Annotated in this window: 23 protein-coding genes; 7 read left to right on the top strand and 16 right to left on the bottom strand. The window is 72.0% G+C overall.

Annotated elements, in window-relative coordinates; genetic code table 11:
- Position 1: 1 nt before the first annotated feature.
- The 3 genes from kynU to ACIRR9_RS05595 all read right to left on the bottom strand — a co-directional run bounded on the left by kynU (position 2) and on the right by ACIRR9_RS05595 (position 3,394).
- Complete coding sequence (gene kynU / locus ACIRR9_RS05605) at positions 2–1,198, bottom strand: kynureninase (RefSeq protein ID WP_403747878.1); 1,197 nt, start codon at positions 1,196–1,198, stop codon at positions 2–4.
- Positions 1,191–2,036 carry a tryptophan 2,3-dioxygenase family protein gene (locus ACIRR9_RS05600; RefSeq protein WP_403747876.1) on the bottom strand — a complete coding sequence of 282 codons (846 nt, stop codon included), beginning with the start codon at positions 2,034–2,036 and terminating at the stop codon, positions 1,191–1,193. The genes kynU and ACIRR9_RS05600 overlap by 8 nt, the downstream gene beginning before the upstream one ends.
- 176 nt (positions 2,037–2,212) lie before the next feature.
- Positions 2,213–3,394, bottom strand: a complete 1,182-nt coding sequence (locus ACIRR9_RS05595; protein ID WP_403747874.1) for a M23 family metallopeptidase — start codon at positions 3,392–3,394, stop codon at positions 2,213–2,215.
- Between the two features lie 91 nt (positions 3,395–3,485).
- On the opposite strand from ACIRR9_RS05595, the gene ACIRR9_RS05590 reads away from it, so the two are divergent.
- Positions 3,486–3,905, top strand: coding sequence for a DUF3151 domain-containing protein (locus tag ACIRR9_RS05590; RefSeq protein WP_403747872.1), 420 nt, complete (start codon positions 3,486–3,488; stop codon positions 3,903–3,905).
- Positions 3,906–3,950: 45 nt separating this feature from the next.
- Here the strand turns inward: ACIRR9_RS05590 and ACIRR9_RS05585 are convergent, their stop codons facing one another.
- From ACIRR9_RS05585 to ACIRR9_RS05570, 4 genes are all read right to left on the bottom strand, one after another.
- A complete protein-coding gene (locus ACIRR9_RS05585) occupies positions 3,951–4,376 on the bottom strand; it encodes a hypothetical protein (RefSeq protein ID WP_403747870.1) in 426 nt (141 codons plus the stop codon).
- Positions 4,377–4,605: 229 nt separating this feature from the next.
- On the bottom strand, positions 4,606–5,034 hold the full coding sequence (locus ACIRR9_RS05580) for an ATP-binding protein (protein WP_123975417.1): 429 nt from the start codon (positions 5,032–5,034) through the stop codon (positions 4,606–4,608).
- 241 nt (positions 5,035–5,275) lie between these two features.
- The gene (locus ACIRR9_RS05575) at positions 5,276–6,064 is read right to left on the bottom strand and encodes a zf-HC2 domain-containing protein (RefSeq protein ID WP_403747868.1); all 789 of its coding nucleotides are present in this window, start codon (positions 6,062–6,064) and stop codon (positions 5,276–5,278) included.
- Between the two features lie 25 nt (positions 6,065–6,089).
- Positions 6,090–6,692, bottom strand: a complete 603-nt coding sequence (locus ACIRR9_RS05570) for a sigma-70 family RNA polymerase sigma factor (protein ID WP_123975419.1) — start codon at positions 6,690–6,692, stop codon at positions 6,090–6,092.
- Positions 6,693–6,876: 184 nt separating this feature from the next.
- Between ACIRR9_RS05570 and ACIRR9_RS05565 the strand changes: the two genes are divergently transcribed.
- Genes ACIRR9_RS05565 through ACIRR9_RS05550 form a run of 4 tightly spaced genes read left to right on the top strand, consistent with a single transcriptional unit; the run spans position 6,877 to position 9,087 of the window.
- Positions 6,877–7,341, top strand: a complete 465-nt coding sequence (locus tag ACIRR9_RS05565) for a plastocyanin/azurin family copper-binding protein (protein WP_403747866.1) — start codon at positions 6,877–6,879, stop codon at positions 7,339–7,341.
- Positions 7,338–8,366 (top strand): metallophosphoesterase family protein, encoded by a 1,029-nt coding sequence (locus ACIRR9_RS05560; RefSeq protein ID WP_403747865.1) that lies wholly within the window; start codon positions 7,338–7,340, stop codon positions 8,364–8,366. The genes ACIRR9_RS05565 and ACIRR9_RS05560 overlap by 4 nt, the downstream gene beginning before the upstream one ends.
- The gene (locus ACIRR9_RS05555; protein ID WP_403747863.1) at positions 8,363–8,773 is read left to right on the top strand and encodes a hypothetical protein; all 411 of its coding nucleotides are present in this window, start codon (positions 8,363–8,365) and stop codon (positions 8,771–8,773) included. The genes ACIRR9_RS05560 and ACIRR9_RS05555 overlap by 4 nt, the downstream gene beginning before the upstream one ends.
- A 17-nt stretch (positions 8,774–8,790) precedes the next feature.
- Complete coding sequence (locus tag ACIRR9_RS05550) at positions 8,791–9,087, top strand: hypothetical protein (RefSeq protein ID WP_403747861.1); 297 nt, start codon at positions 8,791–8,793, stop codon at positions 9,085–9,087.
- 122 nt (positions 9,088–9,209) lie between these two features.
- Here the strand turns inward: ACIRR9_RS05550 and ACIRR9_RS05545 are convergent, their stop codons facing one another.
- From ACIRR9_RS05545 to ACIRR9_RS05510, 8 genes are all read right to left on the bottom strand, one after another.
- The gene (locus tag ACIRR9_RS05545; protein WP_403747859.1) at positions 9,210–10,652 is read right to left on the bottom strand and encodes an MFS transporter; all 1,443 of its coding nucleotides are present in this window, start codon (positions 10,650–10,652) and stop codon (positions 9,210–9,212) included.
- Between the two features lie 88 nt (positions 10,653–10,740).
- Positions 10,741–11,763 carry a class II fructose-bisphosphate aldolase gene (gene fbaA, locus ACIRR9_RS05540; RefSeq protein ID WP_089100088.1) on the bottom strand — a complete coding sequence of 341 codons (1,023 nt, stop codon included), beginning with the start codon at positions 11,761–11,763 and terminating at the stop codon, positions 10,741–10,743.
- A gap of 161 nt (positions 11,764–11,924) precedes the next feature.
- On the bottom strand, positions 11,925–12,473 hold the full coding sequence (gene pyrE / locus ACIRR9_RS05535) for an orotate phosphoribosyltransferase (RefSeq protein WP_403747856.1): 549 nt from the start codon (positions 12,471–12,473) through the stop codon (positions 11,925–11,927).
- Positions 12,474–12,483: 10 nt separating this feature from the next.
- Positions 12,484–13,272, bottom strand: coding sequence for an aldose 1-epimerase (locus ACIRR9_RS05530; RefSeq protein ID WP_403252826.1), 789 nt, complete (start codon positions 13,270–13,272; stop codon positions 12,484–12,486).
- A 254-nt stretch (positions 13,273–13,526) separates the two neighbouring features.
- On the bottom strand, positions 13,527–14,267 hold the full coding sequence (locus tag ACIRR9_RS05525) for an SRPBCC domain-containing protein (protein ID WP_403747853.1): 741 nt from the start codon (positions 14,265–14,267) through the stop codon (positions 13,527–13,529).
- Positions 14,268–14,308: 41 nt separating this feature from the next.
- Positions 14,309–15,943, bottom strand: coding sequence for a polyamine aminopropyltransferase (locus ACIRR9_RS05520; protein WP_403747850.1), 1,635 nt, complete (start codon positions 15,941–15,943; stop codon positions 14,309–14,311).
- A 117-nt stretch (positions 15,944–16,060) separates the two neighbouring features.
- Entirely contained in the window at positions 16,061–16,591 is a 531-nt protein-coding gene (locus ACIRR9_RS05515) for a DUF2617 family protein (protein WP_403747847.1), read from the bottom strand.
- Between the two features lie 362 nt (positions 16,592–16,953).
- Positions 16,954–17,253: a hypothetical protein gene (locus ACIRR9_RS05510; protein WP_403747844.1), complete on the bottom strand. Its 300-nt coding sequence runs from the start codon at positions 17,251–17,253 to the stop codon at positions 16,954–16,956.
- Between the two features lie 376 nt (positions 17,254–17,629).
- On the opposite strand from ACIRR9_RS05510, the gene ACIRR9_RS05505 reads away from it, so the two are divergent.
- Positions 17,630–18,049 carry a hypothetical protein gene (locus ACIRR9_RS05505; protein WP_403747842.1) on the top strand — a complete coding sequence of 140 codons (420 nt, stop codon included), beginning with the start codon at positions 17,630–17,632 and terminating at the stop codon, positions 18,047–18,049.
- An 86-nt stretch (positions 18,050–18,135) separates the two neighbouring features.
- Positions 18,136–19,323 (top strand): pyridoxal phosphate-dependent aminotransferase, encoded by a 1,188-nt coding sequence (locus ACIRR9_RS05500; RefSeq protein WP_403747839.1) that lies wholly within the window; start codon positions 18,136–18,138, stop codon positions 19,321–19,323.
- Between the two features lie 5 nt (positions 19,324–19,328).
- Here the strand turns inward: ACIRR9_RS05500 and ACIRR9_RS05495 are convergent, their stop codons facing one another.
- Complete coding sequence (locus tag ACIRR9_RS05495) at positions 19,329–19,754, bottom strand: signal peptidase I (protein WP_403747836.1); 426 nt, start codon at positions 19,752–19,754, stop codon at positions 19,329–19,331.
- Positions 19,755–19,776 lie beyond the last annotated feature (22 nt).

Below are 19,776 nucleotides of genomic sequence, written 5' to 3'. Positions count from 1 at the left end.
ACTAGGCGACAGACGCTCCCGCCACCTCCCCCAGCACCCGCGCCGCCCGCTCCACGTCCGCGAAACCGACGTAGAGCGGAGTGAAGCCGAAGCGGAGGACGTCGGGGTGCCGGAAGTCCCCGACCACGCCCCGCTCGATCAGCCGTTTCATCACGTCTCCGGCGTCGGGGCAGCGCAGCGCGATCTGGCTGCCGCGCTCCTCGTGCGCCACCGGGGTCACCGACCGGACGCGGCCCTCGGGGAGGTACGCCTCGACGCACTCCAGGAAGAAGTCGGTCAGGGCAAGGGACTTGGCGCGTACGGCCGCCACCGGCACCCCGTCCCAGACCTCCAGCGCCGCCTCCAGGGCCAGCATGGAGAGGATGTCCGGGGTGCCGACGCGACCGCGCACCGAACCTTCGGCCGGTTCGTACGCCGAGCGCATCCCGAAGGGCTCGGCGTGCGAGTTCCAGCCGGGGAGCGGGGAGTCGAAGCGGTCCTGCAGCTCGCGGCGGACGTACAGGTACGCGGGCGAACCCGGGCCGCCGTTCAGGTACTTGTACGTGCAACCGATCGCCAGATCGACCCCGTGCTCGTCCAGGCCCACCGGCAGCGCGCCCGCGCTGTGGCACAGGTCCCAGACGGACACGGCCCCGGCCGCGTGGATCGCGGCGGTGAGGGAGGGGAGATCGTGCAGCCGCCCGGTGCGGTAGTCGACGTGGTTGAGCAGGACGGCCGCGGTGCGGTCGCCGAGCGCGTCGGGCACCTCGGCCGGGGTCAGGGGCCGCAGCACGCAGCCCGTCAGCCGGGCCGCGGACTCGGCGATGTACCCGTCCGTGGGGAAGGTCGTCGCGTCGACGAGGATCTCGTCCCGGCCCTCCCCCGCGAGCCGCACCGCGCCCACAAGTGCCTTGAACACGTTGACACTTGTGGAGTCGCCGACCACGATCTGGCCGGCCGCCGCGCCGACCAGCGGGGCGATCCGGTCGCCGATCCGCTCGGGCGCCGTCCACCAGCCGCTCTCGTCCCAGGACCGGATCCGCAGCTCGCCCCACTGCCGGCGGACGACGTCCTCGACATGGCCGGGGACGTTCGCCGGCAGGGCGCCCAGCGAATTGCCGTCCAGGTAGACGACCTCGTCGAGGACGAAGCGGGACCGGAGCCCGGCCAGGTCGTCCGACGCGTCCAGCTTCTCTGCCCTCAGGGCCAGTTCAGACATGGGACCTCGCCGTCCACAGCTCCGGGAACACGTTCTTGCGGGCGCGCTTCTCCAGCCAGGCGACCCCGGCCGAGCCGCCGGTGCCGGGCTTGGATCCCATGGCGCGGCGGGTGGCGACCAGGTGGTCGTTGCGCCAGCGCCAGACCAGTTCGGCGACGTCGGTCAGCGCCTCGCCGAGCCGGGCGAGCTCGGCGTCCTCGGGGCCGGAGTAGACGGCGGTCCAGGCGGCCTCGACGGCGTCGAAAGGCTCGTACCGCAGCGATATGTCGCGCTGCAGCACCGCGTCCGGGATCGCGTACCCGCGCCGCGCCAGCACCCGCACCACCTCGTCGTACAGACTCGGCTCCTGCAGCGCCTTCTCCAGTTCCGCGTGGACGCGGGGCGCGCCGCGGTGCGGTACGAGCATGGACGCGGACTTCTCGCCGAGCAGGAACTCCATCCGGCGGTACATCGCCGACTGGAAGCCGGAGCCCTCGCCGAGGGCGGAGCGGTAGGAGTTGAACTGGGCGGGGGTGAGCTGGCCGAGCGGCTTCCAGGAGGCGTTCAGGGCCTCCAGTTCACGGGTGGAGCGCTTCAGCGCGGCGATCGCGACGGGGATGTCGTCGCTGCGCAGGGCCGCGGCCGCGGTCTCCCACTCGTGGACGATGACGGTGAACCACAGCTCCATCACCTGGGTCGTGACCAGGAAGACCATCTCTCCGGGATCGTCGGAGAGGGTGTGCTGGAGGTGGGTGAGCACGTCCGCCTTGACGTAGTCCTCGTACGGCGTGGTGCCGGCGAAATCGAGATGCGGGGTCTCGGGCTCCGAAGCCGCTGAGGGCTGGGCCTGGTGGGACATCGCTGTCTCCTGTTTTGTACTCCGGGTAGCGGTCCGCCCCTGCCGATGCCGACACGGGGGCCCCGGTCCCCACCAGCATCTTCCGCAACGTAACCGGACACGGCAAGGCCCGCCTGTCGGGAACCCCCGTCCGGCCCCGGACCCGGCCTCGGACCCGGCCTCGGATCCGCCCCTGCTCAGGCGCGGATCGTCCGTCCCCGGTGCAGTCGGCCGGGCACGCCGGTGAACTGCAGGTCCAGGCCGGTTCCGTCGCGTTCGGCGTGGATGTGCAGATGGGGTTCGGTGCTGTTGCCGGTGTTGCCGACCTCGCCGAGGAGCTGCCCGGCCCGGACCGTGTCGCCCTCGGACACCGTCACCGAACCGGGGCGCAGATGGGCCATCTTGACGATCTCCCGGCCGGTGTCGAGGAAGACGTGGTTGCCGTACGGCGGCTGGTAGCGGATCTCCCCCGGCCGCTGGTCCGGAACGGTGCCGGCGGCGGAGATCACCCGGCCGTCGCAGGGGGAGCGGACCGGGCGCCCGTAGGCGGCGTACGCGGCCGGTTCGCGGCCGGGCCGGGTACGGGTGCCGTACGGGCCGAGTGCGACCAGGTCGAGGGCGCCGCGCTGTGCCGCCATCCGGGTGTGGTGGTTCACCGCCGGGCCGCCGCCCTGTACGACGTACCAGGCGCCCTCCAGTGGGAAGAGCAGCGGCCGGGACAGCGGGGCCCGCCAGCGGTGCAGCCGGGCGGTGACGACCAGGGAACCGGCCGCCGCGAGCAGTACGGCGCCGACGGTGAGGCCGAGCACGCCGTGGCCGGCCGGCAGTCCCGGCAGCCGCCATGCCGAGGCGAGGGCGGCGACGGCACCCGCCTCGACCGTGCGCCGCAGCGGGCGGGGTTGCATCGCCGGTGCGCCGCAGCCCTCCACGACCACGTAGAAGGCGGCGAGGGTCGCCATGTCGGCGAGCCAGGTGGTGCGGTCGTCGGCCGTCCACACGGTCAGGACGTTCCAGAGGACGACCAGGCCCAGGTAGACCGTCCAGGTGAGGGCGGCGGGCAGCCGGGGACGGCGGCGGGGCGGTGTGTAGCGGGCGCCTTCGATGCGCAGCGCGGTGAGTTCGCCGTCGGGGGCCACCTGGGCCCAGGCCCGCACCCGGCCCGTGCTGCCGGACACGATCAGCCCGTCCGGGCTGTCGGTGACGGTGGCGAACTCGCCGATACGGGCGGCCGTGGCATGCACGATCCGCTCCAGTGTCGCCACCCCGACCGCTTCCGTCACCCGTGGGGCGAGCCGGGGCCACTGGTCCGGGCCCGCGGTGAGGAACCGCGCCAGGGCGTCGGCCTCCGGAGGCTGTTGGGCGGGTCTCGGATCTCGCACGTCTGCTCCCCCCTTGCCGTCACGTGAGGGACGGCGTTCTGGAAGACGACGGGACGCGTGGTCGGGTTCTGTGCGGTGGCAGACTGGCGCCATGACGACGCACAAGAACCTGCTCGGTGGTCCGGAGCCGACCTATCTGCCGGAGAACGAAGAGGCGTACCGCCTGCTGGACGACGAGTCCCTGGCTCCCGTCGAGGTCGCGGCGAGGTTCCCGACCTTCTCGCCGGCCTGGGCACTGCTCGCCGAGGAGGCGTTCGGGCGCGGCGCGGTCGTCGAGTCGTACGCCTACGCCCGTACCGGCTACCACCGCGGTCTGGACGCCCTGCGCCGGGCCGGCTGGAAGGGGCACGGCCCGATCCCCTGGGAGCACCGGGCCAACCAGGGCTTCCTGCGCTGCCTCGCCGCGCTCGCCCGCGCCGCCGGCGAGATCGGCGAGAAGGACGAGAACGAGCGCTGCTGGCAGTTCCTGAAGGACAGCAGTGCGGAGGCGTACACCGAGCTGCACGGCTAGCAGGGGCCGGTCCCGCTCTACAGGTCCCGGCTTCGGATCCCGGCTTCAGGTTCCGGGGCGCCCGGCGGCCGTCCAGGCGGCGTACTCCTGGCGGACGTAGCGCCGGGGTCCGGGGGTCGGTGTGACCGCGTCGGGGTGGACCGGGCCGGCCACCAGGCCGGGATGGCGGCGGTCGTGCCGGACGAGCTGTTCGGCGGTTTCCGCGGCGGCCGCGGCCGGGCCGGGGTCGCCGTCCTGGGCCATCCGGTCCATGAGGGCCGCCCGGCGCAGCAGCCAGGCCCGTTCGGCGGCCGTCGGGTCGGGCGGGGGGCCGGTGGCGGGCACGGCCTGGCGGCCGTCGCGTTCGGCGCCGAGGGCGAGCAGTCCGTGCATCTCGCGGCGCAGGTCGGGCGCGTTCGTGTAGGCCTCGTACGCGGACGGGGCGCCGCTGTCCGGGTGGCTGTCCGGGTGGCTGTTCGGGGTCGCGTCCACGGTCACCACTCCGCCGGTGCGCAGGGGCCGGCGCCGCAGCGGTGACACGGCGCCGTGTCGTGTCCGGGGGCGCCGGGACCGAGGGCCGATCGATGCGCCGCGGACCGCTCGGGAACGCGGGCCCGTCCGGGGCAGCCGTCGACGGGACACGGCTTGTGGGTCGCGAGGGCCCCGTCGCGGGGTCGTCCGGTGACCCGGTACCGCGGCTCGCCCGGGACGCCCTGGCCGGTCATGCCGAGCACCTAAGGCAGGCGCGGACTTCGCGGCCGCCGCGGGTCTGGCGGACCTCGGTCGACTGGGCGAGGTACTGGACGATGCCGGTGCCGCGGCCGTGTTCGTCGGGAGCCATGTCGCGGTGGCGGCGCTCCACGGTCATGCCGGAGTCGATGACCACGATGTGCAGAGTGCCGTGGTCGAGGACGAGCGAGAGGGTCATGTGCTCGCGGCCGTAGCGGGCCGCGTTGGCGGCGAGTTCGTCGACGATGAGGACGGCGGAGTCCCGCTCGCTCGCGGGCACGCTCCAGGTCTCCAGCAGGTCGGCCGCGAAGTGACGGGCGGCGGAGACATGCGCCTCCTGCGCGGGCAGGGTGAGCAGTGCCTGGTGGCGGCAGGGCCGGCCGGGCAGTGGACTCGGGCGGGGCGAATCGGTCACGAACATGGTCTTCTGGCTCTTCCGTGGAGGTGCGGAGACCGGAATGAGGGAGACCGCCGACGATGTCGGGACGGTCGGTGCACCGGTCCTGCAAGGGCGCGCTCACTCAGTTACACGGACGGCGCATGCCGAACGGTTCGAGCCGTTCGCACCTTTTGTTCAGATTCTCGAAGCTCGCGTCCCGGCGGCCCTCGGCGCACTCGCGCATCAAGTCCGGTGAAAGCCGGGCGGGTTGGCGGTCAACGCCTCACGCCCGGATGGTGACCAGCTTCTGGCCGTCGCCCGCGAGGATCTCGAAGTGCTCGATGTCCCCGGGGGACATGGCGACCGCTCCCGGGACCGTGGTGCCGGGAGGGTACTCGCCCGCCCGCCAGGTGGCGCCGTCCGCCCTGGTGCCGCCGGACCCGATCGCCTGCAGCCGGCAGGTGATTCCGGCGGGTGCACCCTTGGCGTGGACCTGAAGGACGCTGCCCCAGGCGGACGGGTAGACCTTCACCGAGGCGGTGACGCCGGTGGCGGGATCGCTTCCGGAGAACGTGCGCCAGGCGGTCGGCGCGGTCGCCCCGGGCGGCGTCGCCTCACTGCTCACGGAACCGACCGCGGCCAGCCAGGTGCCGCCGACCGCCGCCGCGACGAACGTCAGGGAGGCGCCGGCACCGGCCAGTTGCAGACGCCAGGTCCTGCGCCGCCGGGCCGCGGCCTGCTGCAGCATCCTCTCCAGCACACCCGCCTGTGCCGGCGGCGCCGCCGCCGGCACCACGGGCCGTGCGGGCGTGGGGCCCTGCGTGCTCTCGGCCGCCTGAGCCACCAGCCGGTCGGCCAGCTCCCCGTCGGCGGTCGGCACCGGCAGGCCCGCGACTTCGGCCGCGGTCACCGTCGCCAGCAGCGCGGGCAGTCCCGCCAGCCGGACGTGTTCGGCCCGGCACTCGTCGCACTCCACGAGGTGGACGCGCATCTCTTCCATCTCCGCCGCGGGCAGTGTGCCCAGGACGTATCCGCCCAGCGCCAGCCGGAGGGCTTCGTGCTCCGTGCTCACGGTCGCCACCTCCCGCACACCACGGTCATGGCTCGATCCCCCGCTCCTGGAGCGCCAGCCGCAGGGCGTGCAGGGCGTAGTACGTCCGTGACTTCACGGTGCCCAGCGGGATGCCCAGCACCTGTGCGGCCTCCGCCATGGTCCGTCCCCGGTAGTAGGTCTCCAGCAGCACCGCGCGGTGATCCGGGGACAGCGCCCGGACGGCGTCGGCGACCGCCCAGCTCTGCAGCGCCTGCTCGATCTCGTCCTCGCCCGGTGTCTGCTCGGCGGCCCGCTCCAGCGCTTCGCCACCGGCCTCGGCCGGCCTGGCCTGCCGGGCCCGGTGGGCGTCGATGACCAGATGCCGGGCGACCGTGCACAGCCATGCCCGGGCCGGGCCGCGTGCGGGCTCGAACGCGGCGGGGTGCTGCCACGCCCGCAGCAGCGTCTCCTGCACCACATCCTCCGCCCATTGCCGGTCTCCCGATGTCAGTCGCAGCACGTAGTGGAACAGGGGCCCTGCGTGCTCCGCGTACAGAGTGCGCAGCAGTTCCTCATCCGCGGTCGAAAGGGTTCCTCTACCAGAGACACGGCGCGCGGAGCGATCCGGATCGGCCCTTGGATCACGTTTTCGGAAACTCCGGGGCATAAGTCGATGATCGCGCATATGCACTTCTTTGTCCTGTAACGCACGGCACGGTACAGGTGACACTCCGCGTCGCCGCGAGGAAATCTCACAAAAGCGTATATATGCCGAACCGTATGCCCCTCGCCGTCCGTGAAGCCGGGCAGGAACCGCAGATCTCCCTCACGGCAAAGGACGAACGGACGCCATGCACCCGAACTTCCACACCCCAGGCCGACGCTCACGTACCGCGGCCGGGCTGGCCCTCGCCACCCTCGCCACCGCCGGCACGCTGGGGCTCCTCAGCTCATGCGGCCCGTCGCACTCCTCGCCCGGCGGCGCCGGTGCCTCGCCGATGCCCGGCATGAGCATGCCCGCGAGTCATCCGGCCACGGGAGCGCAGGCCGCGCCGGTGGCCGGGGACGCCGTAGCGATCAAGAACTTCGCGTTCGCCCCGGCCACGCTGAAGGTGACGGCGGGTACGACGGTGACCTGGACCAACCAGGACACCGACGCCCACACCGTCACCAGCGACGGATCGGGCGGTCCGCTGAAGTCCGCCGCGCTGGCCACCGGCGCCACCTACAGCTACACGTTCACCAAGCCCGGCACCTACGCCTACCTCTGCACCATCCATCCGTTCATGACCGCCACCGTGGAGGTGACCCGATGACCGGCTACGACGGCTACGACGGCTACGACGGCAGTCACGACGGAGCGCCGGCCGGTGAGTCCGGCCGACCCGATGAGCCTGCTGCGGAACACAGCATGACGCGTCGCCAGCTCATGCGGCACGCGGGGTGGTTCGGCGGCGCGGTGGTGCTGACCGTGGCCGGCGGAGAGGTGATCAGCCATATCGCCGGCGCCCGCGACGCCACCGCCGAGGCCGCCACCGCGGGCACCGCGGCGGGAAACGGCGAGCTGCGGTTCGTGCAGGTCTCCGACAGCCACATCGGGTTCCAGGGCCCGGCGAACATGGATGTGGCCGGCTCGTTCAAGGAAGCGATCCACCAGGTCAACTCGCTCGGGTTCAGGCCCGACTTCGTCATGCACAGCGGCGACCTGACCCATCTGTCCACGGCCGGACAGTTCGACCAGGTCAAGCAGATGATGACCGGCATGAAGACGGACCGCGTCTTCACCGTACCGGGCGAGCACGACTCCATCGGCGACGCGGGCCGCGCCTACCGGCGGACCTTCGGCACGGGCACGCTCGGCGACGGCTGGTACAGCTTCGACACCCACGGCGTGCACTTCATCGCCCTGGTCAACACCCTGAGCCTGGAGAAGCTCGGCCACCTCGGCAACGACCAGATCGACTTCGTCCGCAAGGACGTCGCCGGACTGTCGTCGGACACTCCCGTCGTGGTCTTCAGCCACATCCCGCTGTTCGCCATGTACCCGAAGTGGGGCTGGAGCACCGACGACGCCCTCAAGGTCATCGCCCTGCTGCGCCGCTTCTCCTCCGTCACCTGTCTCAACGGGCACGTCCACCAGCTCTTCACCAAGACCGACGGCAACATCACCTTCCACTCCGCCACCACCACCGCCTACCCGCTGCCCAAACCGGGCCATGGCCCCGCCCCCACCCCGCAGGTCGTCCCCGCCCGGCAGCTCAAGGGCGCACTCGGTATCCGCAGCGTCGGCTACCGCCGGGGCGACCGCGAACTGGCCGTCACGGACGAGAGGCTGGCATGAACGGCCGAAGACTCCCCGTCACCGCCCTGCGGTGGGCGACCGCCGCGGCACTCGCGGCCGGCGGCTACATCCACGCCCAGCTCTACGTCGACGACTACCGTTTCATCCCCGTCGTCGGCCCCCTGTTCCTCGTCCAGGCCAGTGCCTCCTTCGCCCTCGCCGTCCTGCTGCTGACGGGGACACCGCCCCTGCTGCTGAGGGCCGCCGCGGCCGGCGTCGCACTCGGCGCCCTCGGCGGCTTCGCGGCCTCGCGCACGGTAGGCGTGTTCGGATTCACCGAGCGCGGTCTGCAGCCCGCGCCCCAGGCCGTCCTCAGCCTCGTCGCCGAGACCGGCACGCTGCTGCTCCTCGCGACCTGGCAGCTGGCCGCGGCCACGACCGCGACCGCGACCGCCACGGCCGACTGAACCAGGAGGTATCTCCCATGCGTCTGGAACCACACCTGGAACCACGCCCAGGAATCGCCTGGCCGAGCCCGCGCCTTCGCGAGCTGAGGGACGCCGTGCGCGTCCTGCTCGGCCTGGACGACGACACCGCCGTCGTGATCCGCCAGCTCGGCTGCGGCAGACCCGGCCACCCACCGCTGGAGACCGTGGTCGAAGTGCTGCCCATGGACGGCGGCAAGGCTCACCGCTGGACCCTCCCCCGCCCCGCCGACCGGATCACCGGGCCCGAACTGCGGGCCGTCCTGTCCACTGGACGGCCGAAACACGGGGGCTAGAGGGCTAGGGGCCGTCCGGCGGATCAAGTCGCAGGAAAGCAACGGTGCCTGATCGGCCGAGGTGAGCGGGGTCTGGTGGAGTGCCAGACCCCGCGTCCACGGCGTGAGCCGCCGGACAGCCCCTAGGGCCGGCCCTCCGCCTCGATCGGTGGTGTTGTCACGTTTCCGTGGCGGCGGCACTCCGGGCGTACGCAGCCCGGGGCGGGTCTGCGGACCAGGGCGAAGGCCAGGGCCGCGCCCACCACCAGCACCCCGGCGCAGATCGGCATCGCCCTGCGGAAGGCCGCGTCGAAGGCGGCGGCCGAGCGGTAGGCCTCCGGGCCCATTCCCGCGAGCAGTGGCAGTCCCGCCACCGCGATGAGGCTGCCCGCGCGGGCCGCCGCGTTGTTGATGCCGCTGGCGATGCCTGCCCGGGCCGTGTCCACCGAGGCGAGGACCGAGGCGGTGAGGGGGGCCACCAGGGTGACCATGCCGACGCCCATGACCAGGACCGCCGGGAGGACGTCCGTCAGGTAGTTCGCGTGCTCGCCCACCCGCAGCATCAGCAGCATCGCCGCCGCGCAGAGCAACGGGCCGACGGTGAGGGGGATGCGGGGGCCGATGGTGTCGGCGAGGGCGCCCGAGCGGGCCGAGAACAGGAGCATCAGGGCGGTGGTGGGGAGCAGGGCCGTGCCGGCGGCGAGCGCCGAGTAGCCCGCCACCACCTGGAGTTGCAGCGCGGTGAGGAAGAAGTAGCCGCCGAACGCGCCGTACACGCACAGGGTGACGATGTTCAGCGCCGTGAACTGGCGGGAGGCGAAGATGTCCAGCGGGAGCATCGGGTCCGGGCGGTGCTTCTCGACGTACACGAAGGCCACGCCGGCCGCGACGCCCGCCACGGCGAGCAGTGCCAGGGTCCCGGCCTCGATCAGCGCGTACGTCACCAGGCCCAGCGCCAGCGCGGCCAGCACCGCGCCGAGGACGTCGAAGCGGCCGTGGGCGCGTTCGTCGGAGGACTCCGGGACATGGCGCAGGGCGACCGGGACGCAGAGCAGGGCCAGCGGGACGTTGAGGAGGAACACCCAGCGCCAGCCCGGGCCGTCCACCAGCCAGCCGCCCAGGAACGGGCCGACGGCCGCGCCGATACCGCCGAAGCCGGACCAGAGGCCGACCGCGCGGGCCCGGTCGTCGGGGTGGAAGGAGGCCTGGATCAGGGCCAGGGAGCCCGGGGTGAGAAGAGCGCCGCCGATGCCCTGGAGGGCGCGGGCGCCGATCAGCACGGCGTCGGTCGGGGCCAGGCCGCACAGCAGGGACGCGGCCGCGAACCAGACGACACCCGTGACGAAGACCTTCCGGCGGCCGTACTGGTCGCCGAGCGAACCGCCCAGCAGGATCAGGCCGGCCAGCGTCAGCATGTACGCGTTGACCGTCCACTGGAGGGCGGACAGGCTCGCGTTCAGATCCTCCCCGATGCGGGGCAGGGCGACGTTGACGACCGTCGAGTCCAGCATCGCCATGCTGGAGCCGAGGACCGTGGTGAGCAGGATCCACTTGCCCTGGGATGAGGCCAGCCGGACATCGGGCATGGTCCAGGTATACAGCGGACCCGGCGCTGTCGACAGACGAAGACAGACGCCGGGTCCGGACCGTAATACGGATTACCCGTAATGCGGCTTACTTGATCTTGTTGCCCGCCGAGCGCAGGTTCTGCGTGGCCTCGACGACGCGCGCGGCCATGCCCGCCTCGGCCAGCTTGCCCCAGGTGCGCGGGTCGTAGGTCTTCTTGGAGCCGACCTCGCCGTCGACCTTCAGGACGCCGTCGTAGTTCCTGAACATGTGGTCGGCGACCGGACGGGTGAAGGCGTACTGGGTGTCCGTGTCGAGGTTCATCTTCACGACGCCGTTCTCCAGCGCGGTGCGGATCTCCTGCTCGGTGGAGCCGGAGCCGCCGTGGAAGACGAAGTCGAACGGCGACTGCTTGCCGAACTTGGCGGCCACGCCGTCGCTCAGCTCCTTGAGCAGGTCGGGGCGGAGCACCACGTTGCCCGGCTTGTACACGCCGTGCACGTTGCCGAAGGAGGCGGCGAGCAGGTAGCGGCCCTTCTCGCCCAGGCCCAGGGCCTCGGCGGTGCGGATCGCGTCGTCGACCGTGGTGTACAGGGAGTCGTTGATCTCGTGGGAGACGCCGTCCTCCTCGCCACCGGTCGGGGTGATCTCGACCTCGAGGATGATGTTGGCGCGGCGGGCCTGCTCCAGGAGCTCCTGGGCGATGGCCAGGTTGTCGGCGAGGGTCTCGGCGGAGCCGTCCCACATGTGCGACTGGAAGAGCGGGTTGCGGCCGTTCTTCACGCGCTCCTCGGAGATCGCGAGCAGCGGACGTACGTACCCGTCGAGCTTGTCCTTCGGGCAGTGGTCCGTGTGCAGCGCGATGTTGACCGGGTACTTCTCGGCGACGATGTGCGCGAACTCGGCGAGCGCCACCGAGCCGGTGACCATGTCCTTCTTGTACTGGCCGCCCAGGAACTCGGCGCCGCCGGTCGAGATCTGGACGATGCCGTCGCTCTCCGCCTCCGCGAAGCCGCGCAGCGCCGCGTGCAGGGTCTGGGTCGAGGTGACGTTGATGGCCGGGTAGGCGAACTTGCCTGCCTTCGCCCGGTCGAGCATCTCGTTGTAGACCTCGGGGGTTGCGATGGGCATCTGTCCGCTCCTTGAGTGTGCGGGTCGGCGTACTGCTGTTTTCTTACGGCCCTGACCTAGACCTATGGATGCGACGTCATCGTCGTCCCCATCTTTCCAGACCTGAACCGATGCTCCACGCACCGGTCAAATCCGGGTCAATCCCACCCGTCGACCGGGCGTCAGTCCAGCCCCAGTTCATCCTTCGAGAAGGCGAACACATACGGCACGCCGGCCTGCTCCGCGATCGCCTCGGCCGCGCCCGTCGCCCGGTCCACGATCGTCGCGACGCCGACGACCTCGGCGCCGGCCTCACGCAGCGCCTCCACCGCGGTCAGCACTGAGCCGCCGGTGGTGGAGGTGTCCTCGACGGCGAGGACACGACGGCCCTTGACCTCCGCGCCCTCGATACGGCGCTGGAGGCCGTGCGCCTTGCCCGCCTTGCGCACCACGAAGGCGTCCAGCGTCTTTCCGCGCGCGTGGGAGGCGTGCAGCATCGCGGTGGCCACCGGGTCGGCGCCCAGGGTGAGCCCGCCGACGGCCTCGAAGTCCAGCTCGGCGGTCAGGTCGAGCATGACCTGACCGACCAGCGGGGCAGCCTGGCCGTCCAGCGTGATCCGGCGAAGGTCGATGTAGTAGTCGGCTTCCTTGCCCGACGACAGGGTCACCTTGCCGTGCACCACGGCCTTGTCCTTGATCTGTTGCAGCAGCTCAGCACGTACGTCGCTCATGCCGACCAGCTTAGAGGCGGCGCCAGGTCCAGGTGGTGGTGGCTTCGAGGGGCTCGATGGGCGTGACGAGCCGGGGCAGTGTGTTCAGCCCGTTGGGCGGGCCGGTCTGCGGCTCCACGCAGACGGCCTCCGCCTGCTCGTCGTAGACCACGACCCACTGCTCGCGGCTGGTGACCTTCAGCTCCAGCTGCCCCGGCCAGGTGAGGGTGACGTCGACTCCGTCGGGCATGCCGAAGCAGTCGTCCCAGGGGCCGGGCCTCGGGTCGATGCGGTTGCCGGTGGGCAGATGGTCGTCGCCGCGCTCCTCCTGCCAGGCGGGGTCGAAGGCGACCTGGACGTCCTGGCCGCCGAGGTTGCGGTGGAACCACGGGTGCCAGCCGATCTGCGCCGGGAAGGAGTTGTCGTACGCCTCCACGCTCATCGTCAGCGTCAACGAGTCCTCGGCCAGCTGCACGGCGTGGGTGACGCGGCCGGGGTGCGGCCAGGGGTCGCCGAGTTCGCACGTGATCACGGCCTCGCTCGCCGAGACGCGCGCGGTGCGCCAGGCGCCGTCGCGGGCGGTGCCGTGGATGGCGTGCGGCGGGGAGTTGAGGGGCATCTGGACGACGGTGGCGCCGTCGCGGAAGCGGCCGTCCCGGATCCGGCCGCACCAGGGAACCATCGGGAAGCAGCCGAACCGGTCACCTTGCCGGAGCAGTTCGAGGGATCCGACCTCGAGTCCGGCGATCCGGCCGCCGTTTCCGGGGTGCAGGTGGAGGGTCGCGTCGCCTGCGGTCAGCGTGATGTCTTCGTTACTCACGGGACGACAGTACTGGGGAAGGGGCGTCGAGTTCCGGGCGCGGGTGGGTGGGGGCTGATCGCGCCCACGCGGCGGAGCCGCATATCGATACGGCCCCGCGCCCCTGACGGGGCGCTGCAGCCGCGGCACCTTGCGAGCCACCGTAGCTGCGGGCATGCGTGCCTCCCCCGGAGGGGGACCCCCAGGGCGGCACGGGTGGGCGCAGCGGCACCCGGCAAGCGCCGGTAAGCGTTCCCACCCCCGTCCTGCGTACCTCACCGCCGTTTGCGCAGCGCCCTCGTCACCACGATCGCCGATGCCAGGGCCAGCGCCGCCGCCGGTGCCGCCCAGCGCAGGGCTGATGCCGCCGCGACCGTCTGGGGGGCCGGGACCGGGGCGTAGCGGCCGCGAGGGGGCGCGTGGTCGACCTCCTCCGCGCTGCGGCCGATCATCGTGCGGCGGGCGTGGGCCGCCTCGGCGAAGATCTCGGGGAGCGGTTCCTCCTCCGGTTCGGGCGCCAGGGACGGCGGCGGGACCTCCGTCTCGAAGACCGACGTCGGTTCGTCCGGGGCCGCCTCCGGCAGCTGCTCCGGTGTCTCCTCCGCCAGCGCCTCCACGAAGCGGTTCAGCAGCCTCGTCGCCGCCGACGCCACCGCCTCCACCGGAAGTTCCGCGACCCGCCCGCCGGCGGAGGCCGTACCGGTCACCGTGACCGTGCAGCCGCCCTCGTCGGTGTCGGCGAGGCGGACGGCGAGCGCCAGCTTGACCGTGCCGGTGCCGCGCGCCTCGGTCGCGTCGCCGTCGACCTCGTACGTACCGTCGTCACGGGCGGTGACGCGCAGGGAGCCCCGGTAGGTGATGGAGTGGCTGCCGATACGGACCTTGAGGCGGCCGGTGCCAGGGGCGGCGCCCGCGTCCTGCTGGAGGCCGGGGACCGCCCGGGCGACCCGCGCGGGGTCGGCCAGCGCCTGCCTGAGCCGCGCGCTCGGGGCGGGGACGTACACCTGGTGCTCCATGCCGGATGAGCCTACCCACGAGTCGGTCCGTCACACCCTCCTCAGTAGCGCGGATGCACCAACGTGGACGGCGGCAGCCCGGCCGCCGGCACCTCCAGTTCGTCCCGCTCCAACGCCCGCCCGGTCAGCGTCCGCAGCCGCGGCCCGTCCGCCGCCAGCCACAGGGGCGGCCGGCCGGGGCCCGCGGTCGCCAGGACGAAGCCCCAGTCGTGCGGGGCCCTGGACTCGCCGGCCGCGCGGTCGGGGCCGGGGGCGAAGCCGATGTCGTGGCCGAGGACCCGGTAGGCGGTCGTGGCCAGGCCGGCGGCGCGCATGGTGGCCGCGACCGTCCAGAAGGCACGGGGGCGGGCCGTCACCGGGCCGGCGTGCACGACCAGCCGGCCGCCGGGGGCGAGGGCGCGGCGGGCCAGGCCGTAGAACTCCTGGGAGTACAGCTTGGTGCTGGCCGTGATGCCGGGGTCGGGCAGATCGGCGATGACGACGTCGTACGCGGCGCGCGGCGCCGTCCGGCGCAGCCAGCAGAAGGCGTCGGCGGTGTGCACATGGACGCGGGTGCTGTCGTAGACGTGGCCGTTGAGTGCGGCGAGGGCGGGGTCGTGGCGGGCGAGGCGGACCAGGCCCGCGTCGAGTTCCACGAGGTCGACCCGGTCGACGCCGGGCTCGCGGAGCACCTCGCGCGCGGCCATGCCGTCGCCGCCGCCGAGGATGAGCACGCGCGCGTGCGGGCCGCTCATCGCGGGGTGGACGAGGGCTTCGTGGTAGCGGCGTTCGTCGCGGCCGCCGACCCGGAGCCGGCCGTCGAGGAAGAGGTCGAGGGGGCGGCCGTGGGTACCGCCGGTGAGGACGATCTCCTGGACGTCTGTCTGGAGGGCGACCCGGACGCCGTCGCCGTAGACCGCGTGCCGGGCGGCCCGTTCGAAGTCGTCGACGAGGGCGGCGGCGGAGGCGAGCAGACCGAGAACGGTGACGTTGACGAGGAGGAGGGTCCAGCGGGCCCGCCGGGAGAGGTCGCGGCGGAACAGGCCGAGGACCAAGGCGCCCCCGGCCGCCACGTTGACGGTGCCGGTGAGCAGGGTGCCCGTCAACTGGCCGAGGACCGGCAGCAGCAGAAAGGGGAAGGCCAGGCCGCCGACGAGCGCGCCGACGTAGTCCGCCGCGAACAGGTCGGCCACCGCGCCGCCCGCGTCCTGGCGGCGGATGCGCTGGATGAGCTCCATCAGCAGCGGCACCTCGGCGCCGATGAGCAGGCCGATGGCGAGCGAGAAGGCGACCAGGAGGCAGCGCGGGCCGGCGGACCACAGGCCGCCCCAGTCGCCGGTCCAGGCGAAGACGGCGTACAGGGCCATCGCGCTGCAGCCGCCGACCAGCGCCAACGCGGCCTCCACCGCGCAGAATCCGACCGCCGCGTGCCAGCGCAGCCGCTTGGCGCCGAGCGAGCCGACGCCCATCGCGAAGACCATGACGGACAGCACGACGGAGGCCTGGGTGACCGAGTTGCCGATCAAGTACGAGGCGAGGGCGACGAGTTCGAGTTCGTACACCAGACCGCAGGCCGCGCAGACGAAGACGCACGCGAGGACCAGGAACCGTCCCGTCCCCGGCCGCACGGGAAGCGGCGCGGGGGCGCTCCAGGGCGGTGGTGTGCCGGGAGGGGCGGGTGCGTGCGGATCGATCACTCTGCGACGTTACGTCACTCGGTCGGTACGCTTCGTCACCCACACGTGTGGATCTGGACTGCCTTGACGGGCCCAGGGTTTATGCCGTCCGATTGTCGTCCGGTTGCCGTCCGGTGGTCATCCGGCCATGGACCGGCGTACCGGGACCCGTACGCCCACCCTGGTCCGGGTGGCCACCAACTGCCCGTCCTGCGGGTACGCGTGCCAGGTCCGCCAGTGCACCTGGCCCTCGTACCGCTGGGCCAGCATCGCCGTGAACGCGTGCGGGATGCCCGGGAAGACACCGGCGAGACCGTGCGGATGCTCGGCGACCAGGGCGAGCAACTCCTGGGCGCGGCCGGCGAAGGAGCCCGGTGACAGGACCTCGACGCGGGCCGCGAACTCGTACTCCCAGTCGCCGTTGCGCTTGGCGACTCCGAGCGGCAGGGGTGTGCTGGAGCCCGGGATGCACGCCACCGTCTCCGAACAGCCGCCCCGCTCCTCCTCCAGGAGCACCTGGTGGGACGCGCCGAGCAGTCTCAACTGCAGTTTCGCCCCGGTCAGTTCCAGGTCGAGGGTGGCCAGGGCGGGCAACGGCTCGCGCCCGAGGGCCCAGGCGAGGTCGGCCGCGCGCGTATCGGTGTAGGAGGTGTGAAGGGTCGTGAGCATGGATCGGCTCCGCTAACACGCAAAAGGGAGAGTGTGGTCCGGCGCACCTCGGTCGACACCGGGAGATCGGCCCGGCCGGCCCAGCCGGGGAGGGGTGTCGTCAGGACGTCCGAGGCGCTGCTTTGGTGATTTAGAGGGAATCATGAACTGTGACGCTGCCACAGCGTTTTTACCCAACTTCGTGGGGTTTCCATCCCTCAGAGGGCTCCACAGCTCAACTGTTCAACCACACCGTGCGCCGTACTCCGCCCGGCGTGCGCCGGGACGTCCGGTCGAAGAGCTCCCCCGCTCTCCGGCCGGACGCCCCGGTCCCCTTCCCCCTTGTCTCCCCCTGTCTCCCCCTGCCCCCGGGTCCCCCGGGTTCAGTGGCCCCCGCCGCACGACGAGCCGCCGCCACAGGACGAGCCACCGCAGGAGGAGTGCCCGCCACCGCAGGAGTGCCCCCCGTGACCCCCATGACCTCCGTGTCCACTGTGTCCACTGTGTCCGCCGTGCGAGGACGACGAGCCCGAGTCCCCGGTCCACCAGCTGCCGGAGCTGTCGTAGCCGGAGGACCCGCCCCGGCCGGACGCCCCCTTGACCCGTCCGCCCCTGCGGACCGCGGTCCCGACGATCACGAAACAGACGATCGCGGCCGCCGCCACGATGAAGACGATGCTCATGGCGCCACCTTCTTTCCCTTCCCCCGCGAGCGACCCCCCGTGGGCGCCCCGGCCGCCGCGTGAGCGCGACGTGAACGGGGGATGCCCGCCCGTCCCAGCACCCAAAGCAGAGTTGAGGAACTTCAGAGGGTCCTGGCTGTACGTGCCGGATTCAGTGTTTTCCCCGATGTCTCCCGGAACTGCGGTTGGCGACGGTGGTGGCCCCGTCTGGCCACAGGCGGGCCGGCACTGATGGAGAGAGAACATGACGTTGCCCCAAAGACGGGGTGCTGCCGTGCAGAAGCGCGCAGACGAACTCGGGCTCGGTCGGTCGCGCCGGACCTACGCCATCACGGGCGTGATAGGCAGTCTTGGGCAACTTGCCCGGCGGAGCCTCATGCTCGTGCTGGTCCTCTGCCTCGTCGCACTGGTCTGCTTCAGACCCCCCTCGGTGCTGCTCAAGGGCGCTGTCGTCACAGCCCTGCTGCTCGCCGCGTACGGCATCGGGCCGGCCTGGCGCCGCGTATCCGCCGACCTTCAGATGAACCGATGCCACCTCTATCCCGGCGGTGTGGTCGTCACCGACCTGTTCGGTCAGGTACGGGACGCGGTGACGTGGGCCGAGGTGTCCATGCTGAAGCGGTCGTACGGAGCCGTGCTGCTGACGGTCATCAACCGGGTCGAACTCGCGCGGCGCGGTGCGGCCCCCCTGGCGCTCGTGGCTCTGGGGGCCGACCCTGATCTGGTCAAGGCTCTTCAGGAGCAGGCGACCCGGCACGGAATCCCACAGCGCAACGTCCGCTTCCAGGTCTCCTAGCCTCGGTCTTTCATCAGCACACAGCGCATCACCGCAGGTCCCATCCCCCGGACGTGGGTTGAGGAACTCCGGAGCTTGGGCGCAGGATGGCCGGCATGACCTCCAGCGAACGCCCTTTTCTCAATCGCCGGCTCGCCGAGTTCGGGACCACGATCTTCGCCGAGATGTCGGCGCTCGCCCTCAGCACCGGGTCCATCAACCTGGGGCAGGGCTTCCCGGACACCGACGGCCCCGAGGAGGTCAGGGAGGCCGCCGTGCGCGCGCTGCGCGAGGGGCGCGGCAACCAGTACCCGCCGGGGCCGGGCGTCCCCCAGCTGCGTACCGCGATCGCCGCGCACCAGGAGCGCCGGTACGGGCTGTCGTACGACCCGGACGCCGAGGTCCTGGTCACGGCGGGCGCCACGGAGGCCATCGCGGCCGCCCTGCTGGCCCTGGTGGAGCCCGGTGACGAGGTCGTCGCCCTGGAGCCGTACTACGACTCCTACGCGGCCTGCATCGCGATGGCCGGCGGCACCCGCGTCCCGGTCACCCTGCGCCCGGACGGCGGTGCGTTCCGCCTCGACCTCGACGAGCTGCGCGCCGCGGTCACCCCGCGCACCCGCCTCCTGCTGATCAACACCCCGCACAACCCGACCGGCACGGTCCTCACCCGCGCCGAGCTGACCGCGATCGCGGAGCTGGCGGTGGAGCGGGACCTGCTGGTCGTCACGGACGAGGTGTACGAGCACCTGGTCTACGACGCGGCGGAGCATGTGCCCCTCGCGACCCTCCCCGGCATGCGCGGGCGCACGGTCACCATCGGCTCGGCCGGCAAGACCTTCTCCTTCACGGGCTGGAAGGTCGGCTGGGTGACGTCCACGCCGAAGCTGGTCACCGCGGTGCGCTCGGCGAAGCAGTTCCTGACGTACGTCTCCTCGGGCCCCTTCCAGTACGCGGTCGCCGAGGCCCTGGCCCTGCCGGACTCCTACTTCGAGTCCTTCCGCGAGGACATGCGGGCCAAGCGCGACATCCTCGCGACGGGCCTGAAGGAGGCGGGCTTCAAGGTCTACGACACCGCCGGCACATACTTCATCACCACCGACATCCGCCCGCTCGGCGAGAGCGACGGCTTCGCGTTCTGCCGTTCGCTGCCGGAGCGGGCGGGGGTCGTCGCCATCCCTAACGCGGTCTTCTACGACCACCGGGAGGCGGGGGCGCCGTTCGTGCGGTTCGCGTTCTGCAAGCGCGCGGAGGTCCTCAAGGAGGCGGCTGAGCGGCTGCGGAAGCTGTCGTAGGCGCCCTACGGGGTGTCGCACGGGGTGCCGTACGCACCGAGCGTGCGGTGACCGGCCGCGGAATCGTCCTCGTCGGCCTTGTAACCCGGGACGGAGGGCCAGCGAACCGTCAGCACCACGGACTCCTCCTCCGCGAACCAGGAGTGGTCGACGCCTCGTCCCCACACGACGTAGTCCCCCTGCCGGACCAGGAGGACACTGCGCCCGGGCAGTTCCACCCGGAAGCGCCCGCTGATGAGGACCAGCAGGGCGGTGCGCTCTTCGCCGGTCACCCACCGAGCCCGCTCGTCGCCCTTGGGGTGAACACCCCATTTGATCTCGACGGCCGCACTGTGCCGGGGATCGGAGGCATCTTTGAAATGCCCCAGCAGCCACCCCCGGTCCAGCGCCGCGTCCCTGCCCGCATTGCCCACGTACACGCTGTCGGTCATGACTCCGGAAGGTAGCAGCGGC

Source organism: Streptomyces sp. NPDC101234 (assembly GCF_044767525.1).
Classification (GTDB): Bacteria; Actinomycetota; Actinomycetes; order Streptomycetales; family Streptomycetaceae; genus Streptomyces; species Streptomyces sasae.
The sequence above is the reverse complement of the archived record's forward strand: the minus strand, read 5'-3'. Positions and strand labels throughout refer to the sequence as shown.